Annotated in this window: 9 protein-coding genes; 4 read left to right on the top strand and 5 right to left on the bottom strand. The window is 69.4% G+C overall.

The features are described 5' to 3' along the window. Positions 1 to 63: 63 nt before the first annotated feature. The 3 genes from NGM07_RS14625 to NGM07_RS14615 form a co-directional block, all read right to left on the bottom strand. The gene (locus tag NGM07_RS14625; protein WP_253512886.1) at positions 64 to 966 is read right to left on the bottom strand and encodes a hypothetical protein; all 903 of its coding nucleotides are present in this window, start codon (positions 964 to 966) and stop codon (positions 64 to 66) included. Between the two features lie 216 nt (positions 967 to 1,182). Beyond that, positions 1,183 to 2,088, bottom strand: a complete 906-nt coding sequence (otsB, locus tag NGM07_RS14620; protein ID WP_253512884.1) for a trehalose-phosphatase — start codon at positions 2,086 to 2,088, stop codon at positions 1,183 to 1,185. Between the two features lie 71 nt (positions 2,089 to 2,159). Next, entirely contained in the window at positions 2,160 to 3,707 is a 1,548-nt protein-coding gene (locus NGM07_RS14615; RefSeq protein ID WP_253512882.1) for an alpha,alpha-trehalose-phosphate synthase (UDP-forming), read from the bottom strand. A gap of 520 nt (positions 3,708 to 4,227) precedes the next feature. Here NGM07_RS14615 and NGM07_RS14610 point away from each other — a divergent pair. Further along, positions 4,228 to 5,385 (top strand): NAD(P)/FAD-dependent oxidoreductase, encoded by a 1,158-nt coding sequence (locus NGM07_RS14610; RefSeq protein WP_253512880.1) that lies wholly within the window; start codon positions 4,228 to 4,230, stop codon positions 5,383 to 5,385. 30 nt (positions 5,386 to 5,415) lie between these two features. Here the strand turns inward: NGM07_RS14610 and NGM07_RS14605 are convergent, their stop codons facing one another. Next, positions 5,416 to 6,885, bottom strand: a complete 1,470-nt coding sequence (locus NGM07_RS14605; protein WP_253512878.1) for a hypothetical protein — start codon at positions 6,883 to 6,885, stop codon at positions 5,416 to 5,418. A 254-nt stretch (positions 6,886 to 7,139) separates the two neighbouring features. Between NGM07_RS14605 and trpB the strand changes: the two genes are divergently transcribed. After that, positions 7,140 to 8,303 carry a tryptophan synthase subunit beta gene (gene trpB / locus NGM07_RS14600; protein WP_253512876.1) on the top strand — a complete coding sequence of 388 codons (1,164 nt, stop codon included), beginning with the start codon at positions 7,140 to 7,142 and terminating at the stop codon, positions 8,301 to 8,303. A gap of 40 nt (positions 8,304 to 8,343) precedes the next feature. Here the strand turns inward: trpB and NGM07_RS14595 are convergent, their stop codons facing one another. Beyond that, complete coding sequence (locus NGM07_RS14595; protein WP_253512874.1) at positions 8,344 to 9,804, bottom strand: winged helix-turn-helix transcriptional regulator; 1,461 nt, start codon at positions 9,802 to 9,804, stop codon at positions 8,344 to 8,346. A gap of 162 nt (positions 9,805 to 9,966) precedes the next feature. On the opposite strand from NGM07_RS14595, the gene NGM07_RS14590 reads away from it, so the two are divergent. Together NGM07_RS14590 and NGM07_RS14585 are read left to right on the top strand one after the other, a co-directional pair. Further along, positions 9,967 to 12,798, top strand: coding sequence for a S8 family serine peptidase (locus NGM07_RS14590; RefSeq protein WP_253512872.1), 2,832 nt, complete (start codon positions 9,967 to 9,969; stop codon positions 12,796 to 12,798). A 140-nt stretch (positions 12,799 to 12,938) separates the two neighbouring features. Further along, the gene (locus tag NGM07_RS14585; RefSeq protein WP_253512870.1) at positions 12,939 to 16,388 is read left to right on the top strand and encodes a M14 family zinc carboxypeptidase; all 3,450 of its coding nucleotides are present in this window, start codon (positions 12,939 to 12,941) and stop codon (positions 16,386 to 16,388) included. Positions 16,389 to 16,450: the final 62 nt, after the last annotated feature.

Genomic DNA, 16,450 nt, shown 5'->3' with positions numbered 1-16,450 from the left:
GGATACCCCGACGAATCCGGCAGGTTCGACGGGTCCGACGGGTGCGACGAATCGGCCGAGCGACTACCGACCGCGGCGGAACCCGCCACCGCTCTTGTCGCGCTGGAGGTCTCGCTGGCGCTCCCACTGGCGGTCCGTCTCCTGCTCGTAGCGGCGTTGAGAGCGCTGGCGGCGAATCGACCCCCGCCACCGGACCGTCTCCCGGGGACCGCCGTAGCGCTCCGGCCGGGAGTCGGCCCCCTGCTCGTCCGCTCGGTCGCCCTCCTCGGTCGGCCGAGAGGGTTCTCGAATCGGACGGGTCCGCTTGGCCGGTTCGCCGACCGTCCGGTCGGGACGTTCCGCCTCGCTCCGGCCGGAGCCCGGCGGGCCGCCGGACTCCGGTGGTCGACGCGATTCCGGTGGCCGACTCGACTCCGGCGGCTGAGCCGACTCCGAGGGCCGACCCGAACCGGCGGTCGGTCCGGACGCCGTCGGTCGGCCCGATTCGGCGGACGGCCGACCGCCCCGCTCGGCGGGTTGCTGGCCACCCTGTTCGGCCTGTGGCCGGCCGCCCTGCTGTGCAGGCGGTTGACCGCCTCGCTGTGCCGGCGGCCGGCTACCGGTCCCGTTCGGTGGCCGAGAGCCGTACCGGTGCTGGCTCGGTTGCGGCTCTTCGCGCCGAGAGCCGTACCGGCGCGGGCCGCCGGTCGGCGTCTCGCTCCCCGCGTTCCACTCCTGCTGACGGGACCCGGGCGGTGCCGACCGACCCGAGTTCGGGTCGGTCGGCGCTCGGTCGGCGCTCGGGGCGCCGGCCTCCGAACGACCCGACGGCGGGCCGCCAGCCGTCGATTCCCGGCCGCCGTTGTCGTAGGTGTCGACCGACTCCCGGTCGGACGACGCGCCGAACCGTCGCGGTCGGCGCGGTCGCTCCGAGTCGCCCGACGCTCGCTCCTCGTCGCGTTCGCTGTCGGCGTCGTCTGTCGCCATGTCGGTACGGAGATTGGCCGATTCGGCCGATAAACTGAACCGACCGTTCAGACGGTTCGTCGCGTTTCGCCGACTCTTTCCCGGATTCAACGGCGCGTTACGCCGGTTCGGACGGCCGAGCGCGCCGCTCGCGAGCGGCGCGCTCGGCCGCTCCAGCGGTCCGCGCCGGTCGCCGACGATTGCCGCCGACCGGCGCGCCCGACCGGAGTCGACGCCTCACGCGCCGACCGGCAGACGGTCGGAGTCGGCGTGGAGGAACTCCACGCCGTAGGTGGCGAGCCACGACAGCATCTCCCGGACGGCCTCGGGGTCGCTCACTCGGTAGGGCGCGTCGGTCGGCGGGTGGTCGCCGACCTTGATGCCGACGCCCTCGTCGGCGAGGACGCGGAACGCCGCCTCGTCGGTGGTGTCGTCGCCGAGGTATATCGGGAACCACCGCTCGCCGTCGGGGACGAGTTCGTCGTAGAGCCACCGGACGGCCTCGCCCTTGTCCCACTCGACCCGCGGCCGGAGTTCGAGCACGTCCTTGCCGGTCGTCAGCCGCACGTCGTCGTGGGCGGCCACCAGTTCCTCCACGAGGTTCTCGACGGTGGGGACGAGGTCGTCCGCCACCAGTCGGGTGTGGACCGTCGCGGTGACGCCCTTATGCTCGACGAACGCGCCGTCGATGTCGGCGAGTTCCCGGGCCAGGACGTCGCAAATCTCGTCGATGGTGTCCTCGGCCTCGCGGGCCTCGGGGTGGATCTCGGTTTCGCCGCCGGCCCGGAGTTCGAGGCCGTGGTTGCCCGCGTACGAGAGGCCGGGGATGTCGACCCGCTCGCGCAGGTCCGACAGGCCCCGACCGCTGACGACGGCGACCTCCACGTCGTCGATGGTCGTGAGCCGTTCGACCGCCGTCCGGGTCGGGTCGGGCAGCGACGCCTCGTCCGGGCGGCGCTCGATGCTCGCCAGCGTCCCGTCGAAGTCGAGCAACACGAGCAGGCCGTCGCGGGCCGCGAGTTTCTCCACGAGTGCGTGGAGGTTCTCGCGCAACAGCGGCGGCACGTCGTCGGAAATCGCTGGTTCGTCGTCCGGTTCTCCGGAAGTCGAGTCGGTCGGAGTCGACTGCTGGTGTCCGGTCATCGTCGGATTCGGAGTTCGTGTAGGTTAGTGGGGTTCGTCGGGGTGGTCGTCGAACCGGGACTGCCGCTCTCTCAGCGGTTGAGGGGGCGCTCGCCGGTCGGTCTGGCGTCGGGTCGGCGGGGGCCGCGCCCTCGCTCGACCGCCGCGACCGTCTCGAACTGGGCTTCGAGCCACGCGTAGACGTCCTCGGCGTGGACCGCCCGCTGAAGGTCGGCCATCCGTCGGTGGCGCTCGCCCTCGGGCATCTCCAGCGAGTCGGCGACGGCGTCGGCGAACGCCGTCTCGTCGAAGGGGTGGACGAGCACGGACTCGTCGCCGAGTTGCTCGCTCGCGCCCGCGAGTTCGCTCAGTATCAGCACGCCGGGGTCGCCGGTCTGGGCGGCGACGTACTCCTTGGCGACCAGGTTCATGCCGTCGCGAACCGGCGTGACGAGCGCGAGGTCGGACTCCCGGTAGAGGGCGGCCAGCCCCGCCTCGGGCACGTAGTCGGTCAGCGAGACGACCGGCGTCCAGTCGTCGGTGGCGAACCGGTCGTTGATCCGCTCGATGGCGTCGGCCACCCGGTCCTGAAGTTGGCTGTACTCGTCGATGTTGCTCCGACTCTCGGTCCCCTTCTGGACGTAGGTGAACCGACCGCGCCACTCGGGGTACTCCGCCCAGAGGCGTTCGAGCGCGGCGAGTCGGCGCTCGATGCCCTTGGTGTAGTCGAGGCGCTCGACGCCGATGGCGAGGCGGGTGTCGTCGGTGACGCCGTACTCCTCGCGGAACTTCTCCCAGTAGTCGTCGGCGGCCGGGTCGGTCGAGAGTTCGGCGTAGCGGGCCGCGTCGATGCCCAGGGGGAACGACCGGACGTAGGTGCGCCGGCCGCGGTAGGAGATGCTCCGGGACCCTCTGTCGACGGTCGCGTCGGTCGCGTGCTCGACGCAGTCGAGGAAGTTGCGGGCGTACGACTCGGTGTGGAAGCCGACGACGTCGTTGGCCAGCAGACCGTCGAGCAGTCGTTCGTACTGCGGGCAGGCGTGGAACGTGTCCCACGACGGCCACGGGATGTGCCAGAAGTGCGCGAGGAACGCCTCCGGGCGCTCCTCGCGGACGAGTCGGGGCGCGAGTCCGAGATGGTAGTCCTGGAACCAGACGACGCCGTCTTCGGGAACCTCCTCGACGACAGCCTCGGCGAAGTCGACGTTCGTCTCACGGTACTGGCGCCAGAACTCCGGCTCCGGTTCCATCTTGGCGGTGTCGTAGTGGCACACCGGCCAGAGCACCTGGTTGCTGTATCCGCGGTAGTAGCCTTCGACCTGCTCGTCGTCGAGCCAGACCCGTCGGAGGTCGTAGGACGGGTCTTCGGGCGGCACGGCCACGCGGTCGTTCTCGTCGACGACCTCTTGGTCGGCGTCGCCGTCGCCCCACGCGACCCACGTCCCCTCGACGGCCTGCATCACCGGGTCGAGCGCGGCGGTCAACCCACCCGCGGGGCGGTCGACGGAAACCTCCCCGTCCTCGCGGCAGTGGCTGTACGGTTCGCGGTTCGAAACCACGACGAGTTCCCGACCGTCGAGTACGGCTTCGACGGTCGCCGCTGCGGATTCGGCGGTTGCCCCTGTAGTGTCTGTGTTCATTCTGTAGTAGTTCTCCCACGCCGACCCGCGACGGACCGCGGCCCGGCGTCGGTTCTCGCTGTTATCGGTTACGTAGTCAGCGTGATAACGTAGTCGTCCGTTCAGGATCGTTTAGCCGACGGAACGGTTCCGTCCTGCGTTTAGGGGGTCTTTGTCCCGGGGTAATCGGCCCTTACGTCGAACGAGTCGAAGAGCGAAACGTTCCGCGCATATGCGCGGAGAGACGCCCGACGTGCCGGGGACAGTGAGCGAACGCTGAGGGGGTGGCGTGCGGACACGGCGGCGAAGACGAGGCGGCCGGGTACCGACCGACACTGGAACTCCGCGCCGAACCGTCGCCGCACGGGGAGAGCGCACGCAACAACGGCATGAACCGGGTGAACGGTCGGTAATCCGTCGTGTCCGAGGAGCACGCGGTTTCGGTTAAACGGGGCGTAAACGCGGGACGGAACCCGGCGACCGGGGCAAGCGTTAATCCTCGCCGGGGGGTACCGTGACTCATGTGCCAGGAGGGCGGTCGATGCGTGTCGCGGTAGTGGGCGGCGGAATCGTGGGGCTGGCGAGCGCGTACTTCCTCGCCGACCGGGGCGCCGACGTGACCGTCTTCGAGAAGGGGTCGCTGGGCGGCGGGAGCACCGAGCGGTCGGCCGGCGGCATCCGCTCGCAGTTCTCGACGCCGGTCAACGTCGACCTCTCGCGGGCGAGCGTGGCGGTCTGGGAGCGCTTCGAGGAGCGGTTCGGCACGAGCATCGAGTACCGGCGACCGGGCTACCTCTTCGTCGCCCGCGACCCCGAAACCGCCGAGGCCTTCGAGGCGAACGTGGCGATGCAGAACGACCGCGGGGTGCCGAGCGAACTCCTCTCGCCCGAAGAGGCCCGCGAACACTGCCCGGAACTCCGGGCCGAGGCGTTCGTCGCCACGACGTACTCACCGACCGACGGCTTCGCCGACCCGCACCTCGCCCTCCAGGGGTTCGCCGAGGCCGCCCGCGAGGCCGGTGCCGAGATTCGAACGAAGACCCCCGTGACCGGGATACGGCGAGACGGCGACGGCGCGGTCGTCGGCGTGACGGCGGGCGGCGACCGCCTCGAAACCGACTTCGTGGTCAACGCCGCCGGACCGTGGGCACGGCGGGTCGCCGAGTCGGCGGGCGTCGAGATTCCCGTCGCGCCGCGACGCAGGCAGATGCTCGTCGCCGACCCCGAGACGCCTCTCCCGGAGGACGTGCCGCTGACTATCGACCTCGACACGGGGTCGTACTTCCGGCCCGAGCGCGAGGGCGCGGCGCTGGTCGGCGGCCACTTCTCGAGCGAGGAGGAAGACGCCGACCGGAACCCCGACGCCTTCGAGCGCAAACTGGACCTCGACTGGGCGGCCGAGGCCGTCGAGCGGGCGGGCGACTGCGCGACCTACTTCGGCCCCGAAACCCGGATTCGGCGCGGGTGGGCCGGCCTCTACGCGGTGACGCCTGACCACCACCCGATTCTCGAAGAGACGGTGCCGGGGTTCGTGCAGGCCGTGGGGTTCTCGGGCCACGGCTTCCAGCACGCGCCCGCGACGGGGCGGATAGTGGCCGAACTGGTGCTGGACGGCGAGGCGTCGCTGGTCGACGTCTCGGGGCTGGGAAGCGAGCGCTTCGAGGACGACGACCTGCTGGAAGAGCGGAACGTGGCGTGACTGCAAACGGACCCGAGCGGTGACTGCCGGTCACTCGTCGCTCGCCGTCTCCTTCGGAAGGTTTCGCCACTCGTAGGTCAGCGTGAGGCTCCAGTGGACCTCGTCGATGGCCGTCCAGTAGATGGCCTCCCGAAACCCTTCGCCGCAGTGAACCTTCGAATCGGCGTTACAGTGAACGTTCGACCACCGACACCCCGGTAACTGAGGTTCCGACCGGCCCTGTAGTATGGAAATCGCTCGTTCCCATTTCTCCCGGGGCACCGAGTATCGACCTATCCCGTCGTAGTTCCGAATGTGCCCCCGAATCCAGTCCGGAACCACGGCCGCTTCGAGTTCGTCCCGGACTTTCAAGCCGGGCACGATTTCGAGTTCGAACTGCTCCTCCCGCCGTTCGGTGCAGGGCGGGAGGTCGTCGGGGGCGTCCGGTGACAACCAGCGCTTTTGGTACGTAGCGGTGACCGGATACGCCTCGCCTTCGAACTCGGTGAAATATCGGAGGTGTCTAAAGTATCGGCCCCTGAACTGCGGTCCGTCGCGACAGTCTGCTCGCCGATTGTCGCCGCAAGAGACGTTCTCCTCGTTGCAGGTCGGCAACCGACCAGGGCCGTCGACCGTCTCGCCCTCTAACCGGCTAACGCCGTCGAAGAACTCCGATTCGGCCACCCATCCGATCGGTCGGTGGTCGCGTATCGCCTCTCGAATCGCCGTCGGACAGCGCTCGAACGGAACCGTCGCGTCCCACTCCTCGTACTGTCTCAGTTCTTCGTCGTTCGCCCGACGGCCAGCACCGAACTCGTACGTCTCGCGAACCGTCGGAAACGGGATTCGACGACCCGCCCACGAGTCGGCGTTCGGCACCAGCGAGAGGTCCGGATTCGGGCCCTCGTCGGACCCGTTCGCGAGCGGGCGAGGTGGATGCGGTTGGATCGCGACGCGGTGTTTGCATTTCAGTCGTTCGAACACACGGTCATCCGGTGGAAGCGGGGTGTCGAGTTCCCTTCGGCGGAGCGTCTCCCAGACGTGACCGCTTCGTTCGGCGGCCCGACCGTCCCCGTCGAAGTAGCCGAGGTATCCGCACACCTGCGCACCCGTAACGACGAAGGTACACTCAGTGGACGAGGTGCTGGCGTCCGCGGCCGCCGCGGTGACGACAAGAGGGAAACTCGCGGAGCGGAACGTTCGGCGTTTGGTCGTTCCGGGGTCGAATTCGCCGAAAGAAACCCGGACGGTCTCGTTGCCAACCGGGTCGTAGCCCAGAAACGTGACGTCGTCGTACGACGCTCCGTACTCGTTCGCGTCCTCCTCGTCCCACGGGCGAGGAGGAGTCCGGACCTCAGCGCGACCGACGTATCCGTCGCCGGATCGCTCTATCTCGACGACGTCCACCCGTAGCTGAACGTCGAAGTTCACGCCGGGACACGTGCAACCCGCGAGCGAACCGACGCCGGCGCCGGCGATGCCCGCGAGGAGTCGTCGACGCGTCGTGGAGGGCTTTCTCACAACCTCGCGAAGTGACCGAGATAGTATAAGCTTTGGCGCACGTTCGTCGGTGACGCCGGCGCTACCGAACGAGCGACTGGGTCGAGGCGGCCAATCGAAACGGTATCCGATCAGCACCCGATAGAATGTCGGTAGGCTACCGTCATCGGACCGCTCGTCGACCGGTTTTCGGATACTCCACTATCGGCCCCCAATTACGTCGGCTGATACCCATAGTCGTACATTTATATCCGTGGGACGCTCAAAGACGGAACATGCCCCACGACGACGCTCAGTTCGGCGAGTTCGGCGGCCGCCACGTCCCCGAACCCCTCGAAGAACCCCTCGAAGGGCTCGCGCGGGCGTTCGACGAGATTCACGACACCGACGCCTTCCGGGAGCGGTTCCGGGGCCTCCTACGGGACTTCGCGGGTCGCCCGACCCCGGTGTTCCACGCCGAGCGACTCTCCGAGGAGTACGGCGCTCAGATCTACCTCAAGCGCGAGGACCTGCTCCACGGCGGCGCCCACAAGATAAACAACTGCCTCGGCCAGGGACTGCTGGCCGAGGAGGCCGGCAAGACCCGCCTCATCGCCGAAACCGGGGCGGGCCAGCACGGCGTCGCCACCGCGATGGTCGGGGCGCTCCTCGACCTGGACACCGAGATTTACATGGGCGAGAAGGACGCCCGCCGCCAGGAGATGAACGTCTTCCGGATGCGCCTGCTGGGCGCGGAGGTCAACGAGGTCACCCGCGGCGGTTCGGGCCTCGCCGACGCCGTCGACGCCGCCCTCGAAGACTTCGCGGGGAACGTCGAGGACACCCACTACCTCGTGGGGTCGGCCGTCGGCCCGGACCCGTTCCCGCGGATGGTCCGGGAGTTCCAGTCGGTCATCGGCCGAGAGGCCCGCGACCAGATTCGCGAGCAGGCCGGCAAACTCCCCGACGCCGCCGTCGCCTGCGTCGGCGGCGGGTCGAACGCCATCGGACTGTTCCACGCGTTCCGCGACGACGACGTCGACTTCTACGGCGCGGAGGGCGGCGGCGAGGGTGAGGGGTCGGGTAGGCACGCCGCGCCGCTCTCGGAGGGCGAGGACGGCGTGATGCACGGGATGAAGACCCGGACGCTGAACGAGGACACCGAGGTCCACTCGGTGTCGGCGGGCCTCGACTACCCCGCGGTCGGGCCGGAACACGCCATGTTCCGGGCCGTGGGGCGCTGCGACTACCGGGCAGTCGACGATGACGCCGCGCTGGCGGCGTTCCGCGAACTGAGCGAACTCGAAGGCGTCATCCCCGCGCTGGAGTCGAGCCACGCCGTCGCGCTCGCGAAGGAGGTCGCCGCCGGGATGGACAAGGACGACGTGGTTCTGGTCAACCTCAGCGGCCGGGGCGACAAGGACATGGAGCAGGCCGCGGAGATGTTCGACCTCGGGTAGTCGGTCGCGAAAATCCGGCTCGGACGGTCGAGTCGTCCCCTCAGTCGGCGACGGTCCGCGAGTCGGCGTCCGATTCGTCCCCGCCGAGCGCCGCCCGAACTTCGGGAGTCAGGCGGTTGACGACCGCCCGACCGTCGCGTTCGCGCTCGACCAGTCCCGCCGCTTCGAGACGCGAGAGGTGGTGGGACACCGTGCTCGGGTCCTTCCGGAGGTCGTCGGCCAGGCGACCGCCGTGGGAGGGGCCGAGACGGGCGAGCGCCCGGAGGACCGGCGCGGTGCCCTCGTCTTCGAGCGCCGCGGCGAGTTCCGCGTCGTCGACGTCCGCGGGATAGAACCGGCGTTTTCCCCGGACCTTGGCGCCCGTCACGAACCCCTCCGATTCGAGGACGTCGAGGTGGTGACGCGCGGTCGAAAGCGACACGTCGGCGCGCTCCGAAATCGCGGAGAGGTACGTTCCGGGCGAGCGTTCGACGGTCTCGTAGAGCGCGGCCCGAGTCTCGTTTTCGAGCGGGTCGGAGTCGTCGTGTCGGCTGTACCGGAACGGCGCGACCAGTCGCCGGAACCGGCCGAACCCGGCGCGAGCGGCCTCGACCGCGGGACGTGCGCCCGACGTCGCCCCCGAGACGGTTCCGACGCCGTCGGAGAGGTACGCGGTCAGCGCGGCCGCCCCGAGCGCGCCGACGCCGACCGCACCGCCCGTCCGCGGGGAGATGGCCGGAATCGGCGTCCCGTCGCCGTCGGCCGCCTCGCGCTCGGCCGAGCGCGGGGCGGCCGGTTCGTCGGGCCTATCTGCAACTACACCCGCGTCGACTCCGGCGCTCACAGTGTGGTCCGCCGAGTCCTGGTTCCCGGCGTCGCTCCCTTCGGACCCGGCGGTTTCGGCGCCTCGTTCGTCTTCGCCCGCCGCGTCGGTGGCGAGACGGTCGCCGAGGGTGACCGTCTCGCCACCGACGGGAGTCGACCCGTCGAGGTTCCCGCTGTCGAGGTTCCCGCTGTCGAACTCCCCACCGTCGAGTCGACCGGCAAGGAGGTTCGTCCCGGCGGTGAGGTCGGCGTCGGCGGACCCGGACGATTCGGTCGACAGGGTACTCGGTCCGGTCGGGGTCGAGAGCGACGGGTCGGCGAGAGTCGAGTTCGTCGAGTCCGCGAGCGAGGAGGTCGAGGGCAGCGTCGTCTCGGTGTCGTTCGTAGGTGAGGAGAGAACCGTCGTGGTCGCGTCGAGGACGGTCGTGTCGGAAACGGTCGTCTCCGAAACCGTCGTATCGAGGACCGTCGTCTCCGAAGTCGGCGTTTCCGTCCCCGGCGAGAGCGATGGCTCGGCGGTCGTCGTGCCGAGTAGCGTCGTCGCGTCGTCGGTCGCGTCGACGTCGACTGAATCGTTCGACCGGACGCCGGTCGCGTCGAGGCGTTCCGGTGCGTTCGGCGCGGCCGCCGCCAGCGCGGACCAGACCGCGACGAGGAGGACGACCGCCAGCGCGACTCGCATGGTACATCGTGCCATCACACCAACCGTTCGGTACCACGCGGGGAACGACCAAAAATAGTAGGGTAGCTGTCGGTACTGTTGTGGAAAGTTCCGTTGAGTCAAGACGTTTGGACGGTTTTGCCAAAAGCCATTTTCCCAGTATCTAGATTGTAATAGTACGGTGTTACGAACCAACACATGACAGGGGACGACCGGACCAACGACGGCGAAGCCGACGACGAGAAAGCGAACTACGACGGCGTCACCCGGCGTACGTTTCTGCAGGCGAGCGGAACCGCGAGCGCGGCGAGTCTGCTCGGACTCGGGGTCGGGCGAGGCGCGGCGGCCGGCGACGCGTTCGACGGCCGGTTCCGGAACTGGCGGGCGCGGGAGGCCCAGCACGCCTGGGACCGCGGCTATCGGGGGCGCCCCGACCGGACGCTCGCGCTGACCGACAGCGGACAGGACGTGCGCCACCCCGACCTCGGGCCGTGGAACGGCGTCCGGGCGTTCGTCGAGGACGGCCAGGTGAAACTGACCAAGCCCGACGAGAACGACGTCACCCGGACGAAGACCGGCGACACGGAATCGTTCTCGGGCACCATGGGGCCGGGAACCTTCGCCACCGGCGAGGAGACGTACCACGAGTTCACCGCACCTTCGGGCGTCGAGGAACTCGACGCCGAACTGTCGTGGTCGCCGAACGTCGACGCGTCGAACGACCTGGAGTTCCGACTGGACGAGCGCGTCGACGGGCGATGGGAGACGGCCGCCCGGGCCGCGACGGCCAGCATGCCCGAGAAACTCTCCGCACCGGTCGAAGCCGGGCGGACGTACCGGTTCGCGGTCGAGGCGTACATCAACACGACGACGAACTACGAGATTTCGGGCACTTACTACGAGATCGAGGGGACGGTGAAGACCTACGACCCGAGCGTCGTCTTCGAGGGAACCGGCGACGAACCGACGCCCGACACCCCCAAGGCGGTCGGCTGGTACGACCCGAATTCCCGCTACGGCCTGCGGAAGCGACCGCGCGACCCCGACGGCCACGGGAGCCACTGCTCGTCCATCATGGCCGGGACGGGTCGGGCGAGCGCCGTCGACTCCGACAGCGTCCAATCGGACGCGCCGCGGTCGGCGCTGTCGGCGGTGACGGGTAACTACCTGAGCTACGAGGTCGAGGCGGAGGCGGGAACGGGCGTCTTCGGGTCGGCCTACGGCGACCTCATCGAGATGCGTATCGAGGGACCAGACGGCCGGACCCTCGACAGTTCGACCGCGACCAGCGACGCCAGCGAGTGGGACAACAACGTGGTGGAGGCGCCCGCCGAGCGGTCGGGGACCTACACCGTCTACGTCCAGACCGCGGAGGGCGAGAAGGCGACGGCGGCCTACGTCGAGACGGTCACCGTCGGCGCGTTCCGCGACCCGGACGAGACGGTCGCCGACCGCAGTGCGGGCGGCGAGGTCGGCCTCCACACCGGACTCGCACCCGACCAGAGCATCGTGTGCCTGCAGGGGCTCTCGGCGCCGACCGAGGACCTCGGTCGGCACGCCCAGGAGTTCGCCGACCTCTTCGAGATGCGGACGGTCAACATGTCGTGGGGCTACGTCGGCGGCCTGCCCCTGGGCGCTGCCGCAGGCACCCTCGACCGGATTCCGGGCGTCATCAAGGACATCGCCGAGGCCGGCATCCTGACCTGCGCCGCGGCGGGCAACGCCGCGACGCCGGCGAACGGTAACGGCTCGCCGGCGGTCGCCGACGAGGCCGTCTCCGTGGTGGCGACCGGCCCACTCGACGGTATCTCGGGCTACTCCTCGGGCGGCATCGGGGCGGTAGACGAGGACGAGGGGGGCGCGTACATGAAACCCGACGTCACCGCGCCGGGCGGCACGCTGACCGACCTCGCCAACGCCGCGAAGGCCGGGCAGGCCGACACTCCCGAGGACGAACAGCCGGCGATTCGGGACTACACCGGCAAGGCCGGCACCTCGATGGCCTCGCCCTACGCCACGGGCGTCTCCGGACTGGTCGCTCAGGCCATGGAGGAGGACGCCCCCGACGCCATCGCGCTGCCTGCGCCCGACGACTCGAAGTTCGGCGACGTGATGCGGCTGAAGCAGGTGCTGCTCGCCACCGCGACCGAAACCGCGCTCACCGCCGCGCCGTACCACCGCGCGAAGGCCCCGACCTACGACTTCGGCGGCCGCGACCCCTTCGAGGGCTACGGCCGGGTGAACCCCGGGCCGGCCATCGACGCCGTGACGCGCGAACTCGCGCCCGGAGCCACCACCGGCGAGGAGGTCGGCCTGAACGTCCCCGACGACGAGCGGGCCGCCGCGGGCTACCTCGACGCGGGCGCGGGCACCTACGAGGTTTCGGTCACCTTCAGCCACCTCTCGGGCGGCGACAAGGGCGCGGCCGAAGGCTCGCCCCACGTCGACCTGTTCGTCTACGACGCCGAGAACCCCGCGAAGAACGGCGAGCCGAACGTCGTGGCCCGGGCCCAGGGCCTACAGGGCGACGCTTCGGCGACGTTCACCACCGACGGCGGCGTCCACTACGTCGTCGCGAAGCTGGTGAACGTGCCGGGCGTCGTCAACGGCGACGACGTTCAGGTCCACTTCGACCTCTCGACCGCCACCGTCCAGGGGTTCACGGCGTCGGGGACGCGGAGCGACGACGGCGACGCCTTCACCGGCGGCCAGACCGACCAGGTCGATGTCTCGGTCACCGCCAGCGAGTCGGTGCGGGTCCGCGACGCGGTGCCGCCGGAGTGGGACGTCCTCGAAAGCTACAGCGAAGACGTCGAGCGCGTCGAGCAGGCGGGCGACGTCCAGTACGTCTACCTCGGTGAGGCGAGCGACGTATCGGCGACTTACTTTGCGGAGGCGCCGGCTTCGACCGAACAGAGCAACGCCTACAGCTTCGGCCCGGTGCAGGTTTCGACCGACGGAGAGACGTGGGTCCAGCTCTCGGGCACCAGCGACACGAACGTCGTCGCCGGGACCGACACGGAAACCTGAGACGTCCGTCACCCCCTCCATCCCCTTGTGTTTCCCCTTCCCCGTCCGTGCGAAACGCACTCCAAAACGCGACCGCTGCGACGGCGTCGGACGACCGCAACGACGTCCGGACGACAGCGACGACAGACCGAACGACAGCCATGACAGACCGAAACGACTCCCCCGATAGTACCGACATCACCCGCCGGGACTTCGCCCGGCTCACCGCTGCCACCGCCGGCGCGCTCTCGCTGCCGGGCGCGGCCGGCGCGAAGACGAAACTCGCGTCGAGCAAGATGACGAAACGCTACGAGTTCGTGGTCAACCACACCGCCGACGACCACGCGGCGGCGACCCTGATACGGTTCGCCGACGAAACCGGATTCGCGGAACTCGACGCGCTCGGCGTCGACTACCGGAGCACGACCGCCTCCGGCAAGCCCCACGCCCACGCGAAACTCACGACCGGGGAGGTCGGCGACGTGCTCGACCTCGCGGTCGCCGAGCGACTGAGCCACTCGCCGGGGTCGAACCCGTTCTGGCGGCTGGGACTGTACCCCGACGGCGTCTTCCCCGAACCCCGACGGAGCACGGGCTTCATCGACTACGAGCAGATGGTCGACGGGATGAAGCACCTCGAATCCCAGCACCCCGACCGGCTCAAGTTCTACTCCATCGGCGAGAGCCCCGGCCACTACAACTACGTCACCGGCGAGGACGACCCGAAGGACATCTACGTCGCCGAACTGACCAACGACGTGAACGACGAGGCCGCCTTCCGCGAGAAGCAGAAGGTGATGTTCAGCCTCTCGCTCCACGGACTCGAACGGGCGGGCGCCGAAGCGGGCTCGCGGTTCGTCGAGGACGTGCTGACCGGTGAGGACGGCGAGATAGCCGACCTGCTCGACGACCTCGTCGTCGTGTTCGTCTACGCGAACGCCGACGGCTGGGTCGCCAAGCACCCCCAGTACGAGAGCGGGTGGCAGCTCATGGGTCCGGACGGCGGCGCGCCCGTCGTGCCGTTCTACGAGCGCGGCAACGACGGCGTGTTCGACACCAACCGCCAGGCGCCCTCCGTGGGTTGGATCGACCCCGGCCACTACCCGGCCGAACCGCTCGGCGCGAACCTCGCCGACGACGAACCCGGCGTGGACTCCGACGTCCCCGACTACGCGAGCGAGCGGGTGCCTGACCTGCTCGCCATCGCCGAGCACTTCCGGGGCTACGAGAACCTCGAATACGGCGTCGACCTCCACGGCGCGCTCACCTCCTCGAAGTTCGTGCTGGGCCTTATCAGCCAGGACCAGTTCGACCACGGCCAACTCCACGAACTCTACGAGTTCAACCGCAGCATCGACGCCACCCTGGAGGACGCGCTGTCGAAGTGGACCACGCTCGCGGACGCCCAGCGGACGCTGACGGGCGAGCTCAACCCGAAGGCGCTGGGCTTCGAGACGCTTCCCGAGGAGGCGTTCGACTACGCGGGCATCTGGGACACCATCGGCTACACCGTCTCGGGCGGCTGGCTCGACTGGATGGCTCAGCCCGAGGAACTCGGCGGCCTCGACATGACGACGATGGACTTCGAGATGGCCTACTCCCACATGGTGGGGTCGAACGTCTACGACCCCGAACTCGTGAACATGCAGGTGGTGGGCTACGACACCGCCATCAAGACCGTCGCGCGGTACGCGACCGAGAACACGACCGCCGAGATAGAAACCGACGGGCGCTCGACCGCGTACGTCGCGACCGACTCGCTCACCCGGTCGTCGTCGGACCTCTCGTTCGTCGAGAATCCGGGCACCGGGTTCGTCGAGATGGACGCGGGCGAGCAGTTCTCGGGCACCATCGGTCCCGGTACGCCCGCGACGCCCGCGACGAAGCGCCACGAGTTCACCGTCGACGCCGACGCCGACAGGGTCGAGGCGACGCTGTCGTGGACGCCGCCGGGCCAGGACCTGGAGTTCCACCTCGAAGACGCCGACGGCGACCGCGTCGCCACCTCGGCGACGGCCGACAACCCCGAGACGCTAAGCGCGGGCGTGACGGCCGGCGAGACGTACGCGTTCGTGGTCGAGACGTACGTCAACGCGGCGGCCGACTACACGGTCGACGCGACGTACTACGACTACCGCGAGAAGTCCACTTCGCGGGACACCACCGAGCAGTCGGCGACGCTCGGTCCGGGCGAGGTGACGGAGCTCTACCGGAGCGTCCGCGAGGAGGTCGACAGCCTCTCGGTGGCGGTCCACTCCCAGCCGAATACGCTCCACGCGTTCAAACTGAAGAATCCGAACGGAAACGTCGTCAGGCGCCACGACCCGACCGACGGCGAGGGCGGCACGAACGGCGTCGTCGGGACGCCCGAGTGGACGGTCGACGACCCCGAACCGGGCGAGTGGACCGTCGAGGCGACCAGCCTGATGGACGCGAAGGACGGCGCGGTCGCGGTCCGGTTCGGTACGCTCCAGAGCGACGAGCGCAACCCCGACCCGAAGGCGGCGCTGGGCTACGAACAGCGCTCCTACGAGGTGTCGCCGTTCGCGTACTTCGAGGACTACGCGGCGTACGCCGACGCGCCGATAGACGCGCTCACCGTGGCCGACGTGAAGGCGGGCGCGGCCGCCGACTACGACAACCTCGTGGTCATCCACGACGACGCCGTCAGCGACGCCGACTACGTCGACGCGGTCGACTCGTTCGTCGCCGACGGTGGCAACCTCGTGCTGACCGACTCGGGGCTTCGACTGCTCGGGCCGATAGACAACGAGTTCGCCGCGGGCATCGACCACGGGCACGTGACCGAGGACACCTTCTACATCGCCAACGTCGAGCAGAAGTATCCCGGCCACGAACTGATGGAGGGCACCCGGCCCATCCAGCGTGAGCTCTGGAAGATAACGCCGCTCGGCTACTCGACCAGCGACCAGGCGCCGATGACCCTCGTGGACCACGACGCCTTCGACGCGGCGGGCGGCACCGTCGCGGGCGAGACCGCCGGGAAGGTCAGCGTCGGGTCGCTGACGGCGGGCCGCGACGACGGGACGGGCGTCCACGTCGTCGGCAGCCTCCTCCCGCCGGCCTACCAGGGCAACCTCCACCCGTTCGGCCTGCTCGACTACACGGTCGCCTTCTTCGGCCACACCCTGCTGACGAACGCGCTGGGCTACCAGCAGAACCGCTACGTGAACGGCGACCTCGTGGGGACGTTCGGCGACGCGGGGTCGTTCGACGTGGCCCCGTCGGTGACCGCGACTCGCTCGGACGACGGCGACCTGTTCACCGCCGGGCAGACGAATCGGGTCGAGATATCGGTCGCGGGCAACGCGGAGGCGCTCGTCCGCGACCGCCTGCCCGCCGAGTGGTCGGTCGCGGGCGGCGACCCTCGGACGGTGTACACCGACGGCGACGTCAGGTACGTGGAGTTCGAGAACCCGGTCGAGGACGGCGCTCGGACGTACTTCGCGGAGGCGCCGACCTCGCTGACGGGGACGAACTCCTACGAGTTCGGTCCCGTCGAGTACAGTCTCGACGGGGGCGACAACTGGGTCGAGATTCCGGCGACGACGGACCGAAACAACGTGCTGGCGGCCGACACGGGGCTGTGACTCCCCGAACGAGAGTCATCGACGGCGGTCGGCGGTGACGGGCGGCGCTCTCGGCTCCAAAC

This window comes from Halorussus vallis (assembly GCF_024138165.1).
Lineage (GTDB): Archaea > Halobacteriota > Halobacteria > Halobacteriales > Haladaptataceae > Halorussus > Halorussus vallis.
The sequence above is the reverse complement of the archived record's forward strand: the minus strand, read 5'-3'. Positions and strand labels throughout refer to the sequence as shown.

Bases quoted from the DNA above. Each gene is read 5' to 3' on its own strand.
- NGM07_RS14625 (WP_253512886.1), bottom strand. From the start codon at position 966: ATGGCGACAGACGACGCCGACAGCGAACGCGACGAGGAGCGAGCGTCG.
- otsB (WP_253512884.1), bottom strand. From the start codon at position 2,088: ATGACCGGACACCAGCAGTCGACTCCGACCGACTCGACTTCCGGAGAA.
- NGM07_RS14615 (WP_253512882.1), bottom strand. From the start codon at position 3,707: ATGAACACAGACACTACAGGGGCAACCGCCGAATCCGCAGCGGCGACC.
- NGM07_RS14610 (WP_253512880.1), top strand. From the start codon at position 4,228: ATGCGTGTCGCGGTAGTGGGCGGCGGAATCGTGGGGCTGGCGAGCGCG.
- trpB (WP_253512876.1), top strand. From the start codon at position 7,140: ATGCCCCACGACGACGCTCAGTTCGGCGAGTTCGGCGGCCGCCACGTC.
- NGM07_RS14595 (WP_253512874.1), bottom strand. From the start codon at position 9,804: ATGGCACGATGTACCATGCGAGTCGCGCTGGCGGTCGTCCTCCTCGTC.
- NGM07_RS14590 (WP_253512872.1), top strand. From the start codon at position 9,967: ATGACAGGGGACGACCGGACCAACGACGGCGAAGCCGACGACGAGAAA.
- NGM07_RS14585 (WP_253512870.1), top strand. From the start codon at position 12,939: ATGACAGACCGAAACGACTCCCCCGATAGTACCGACATCACCCGCCGG.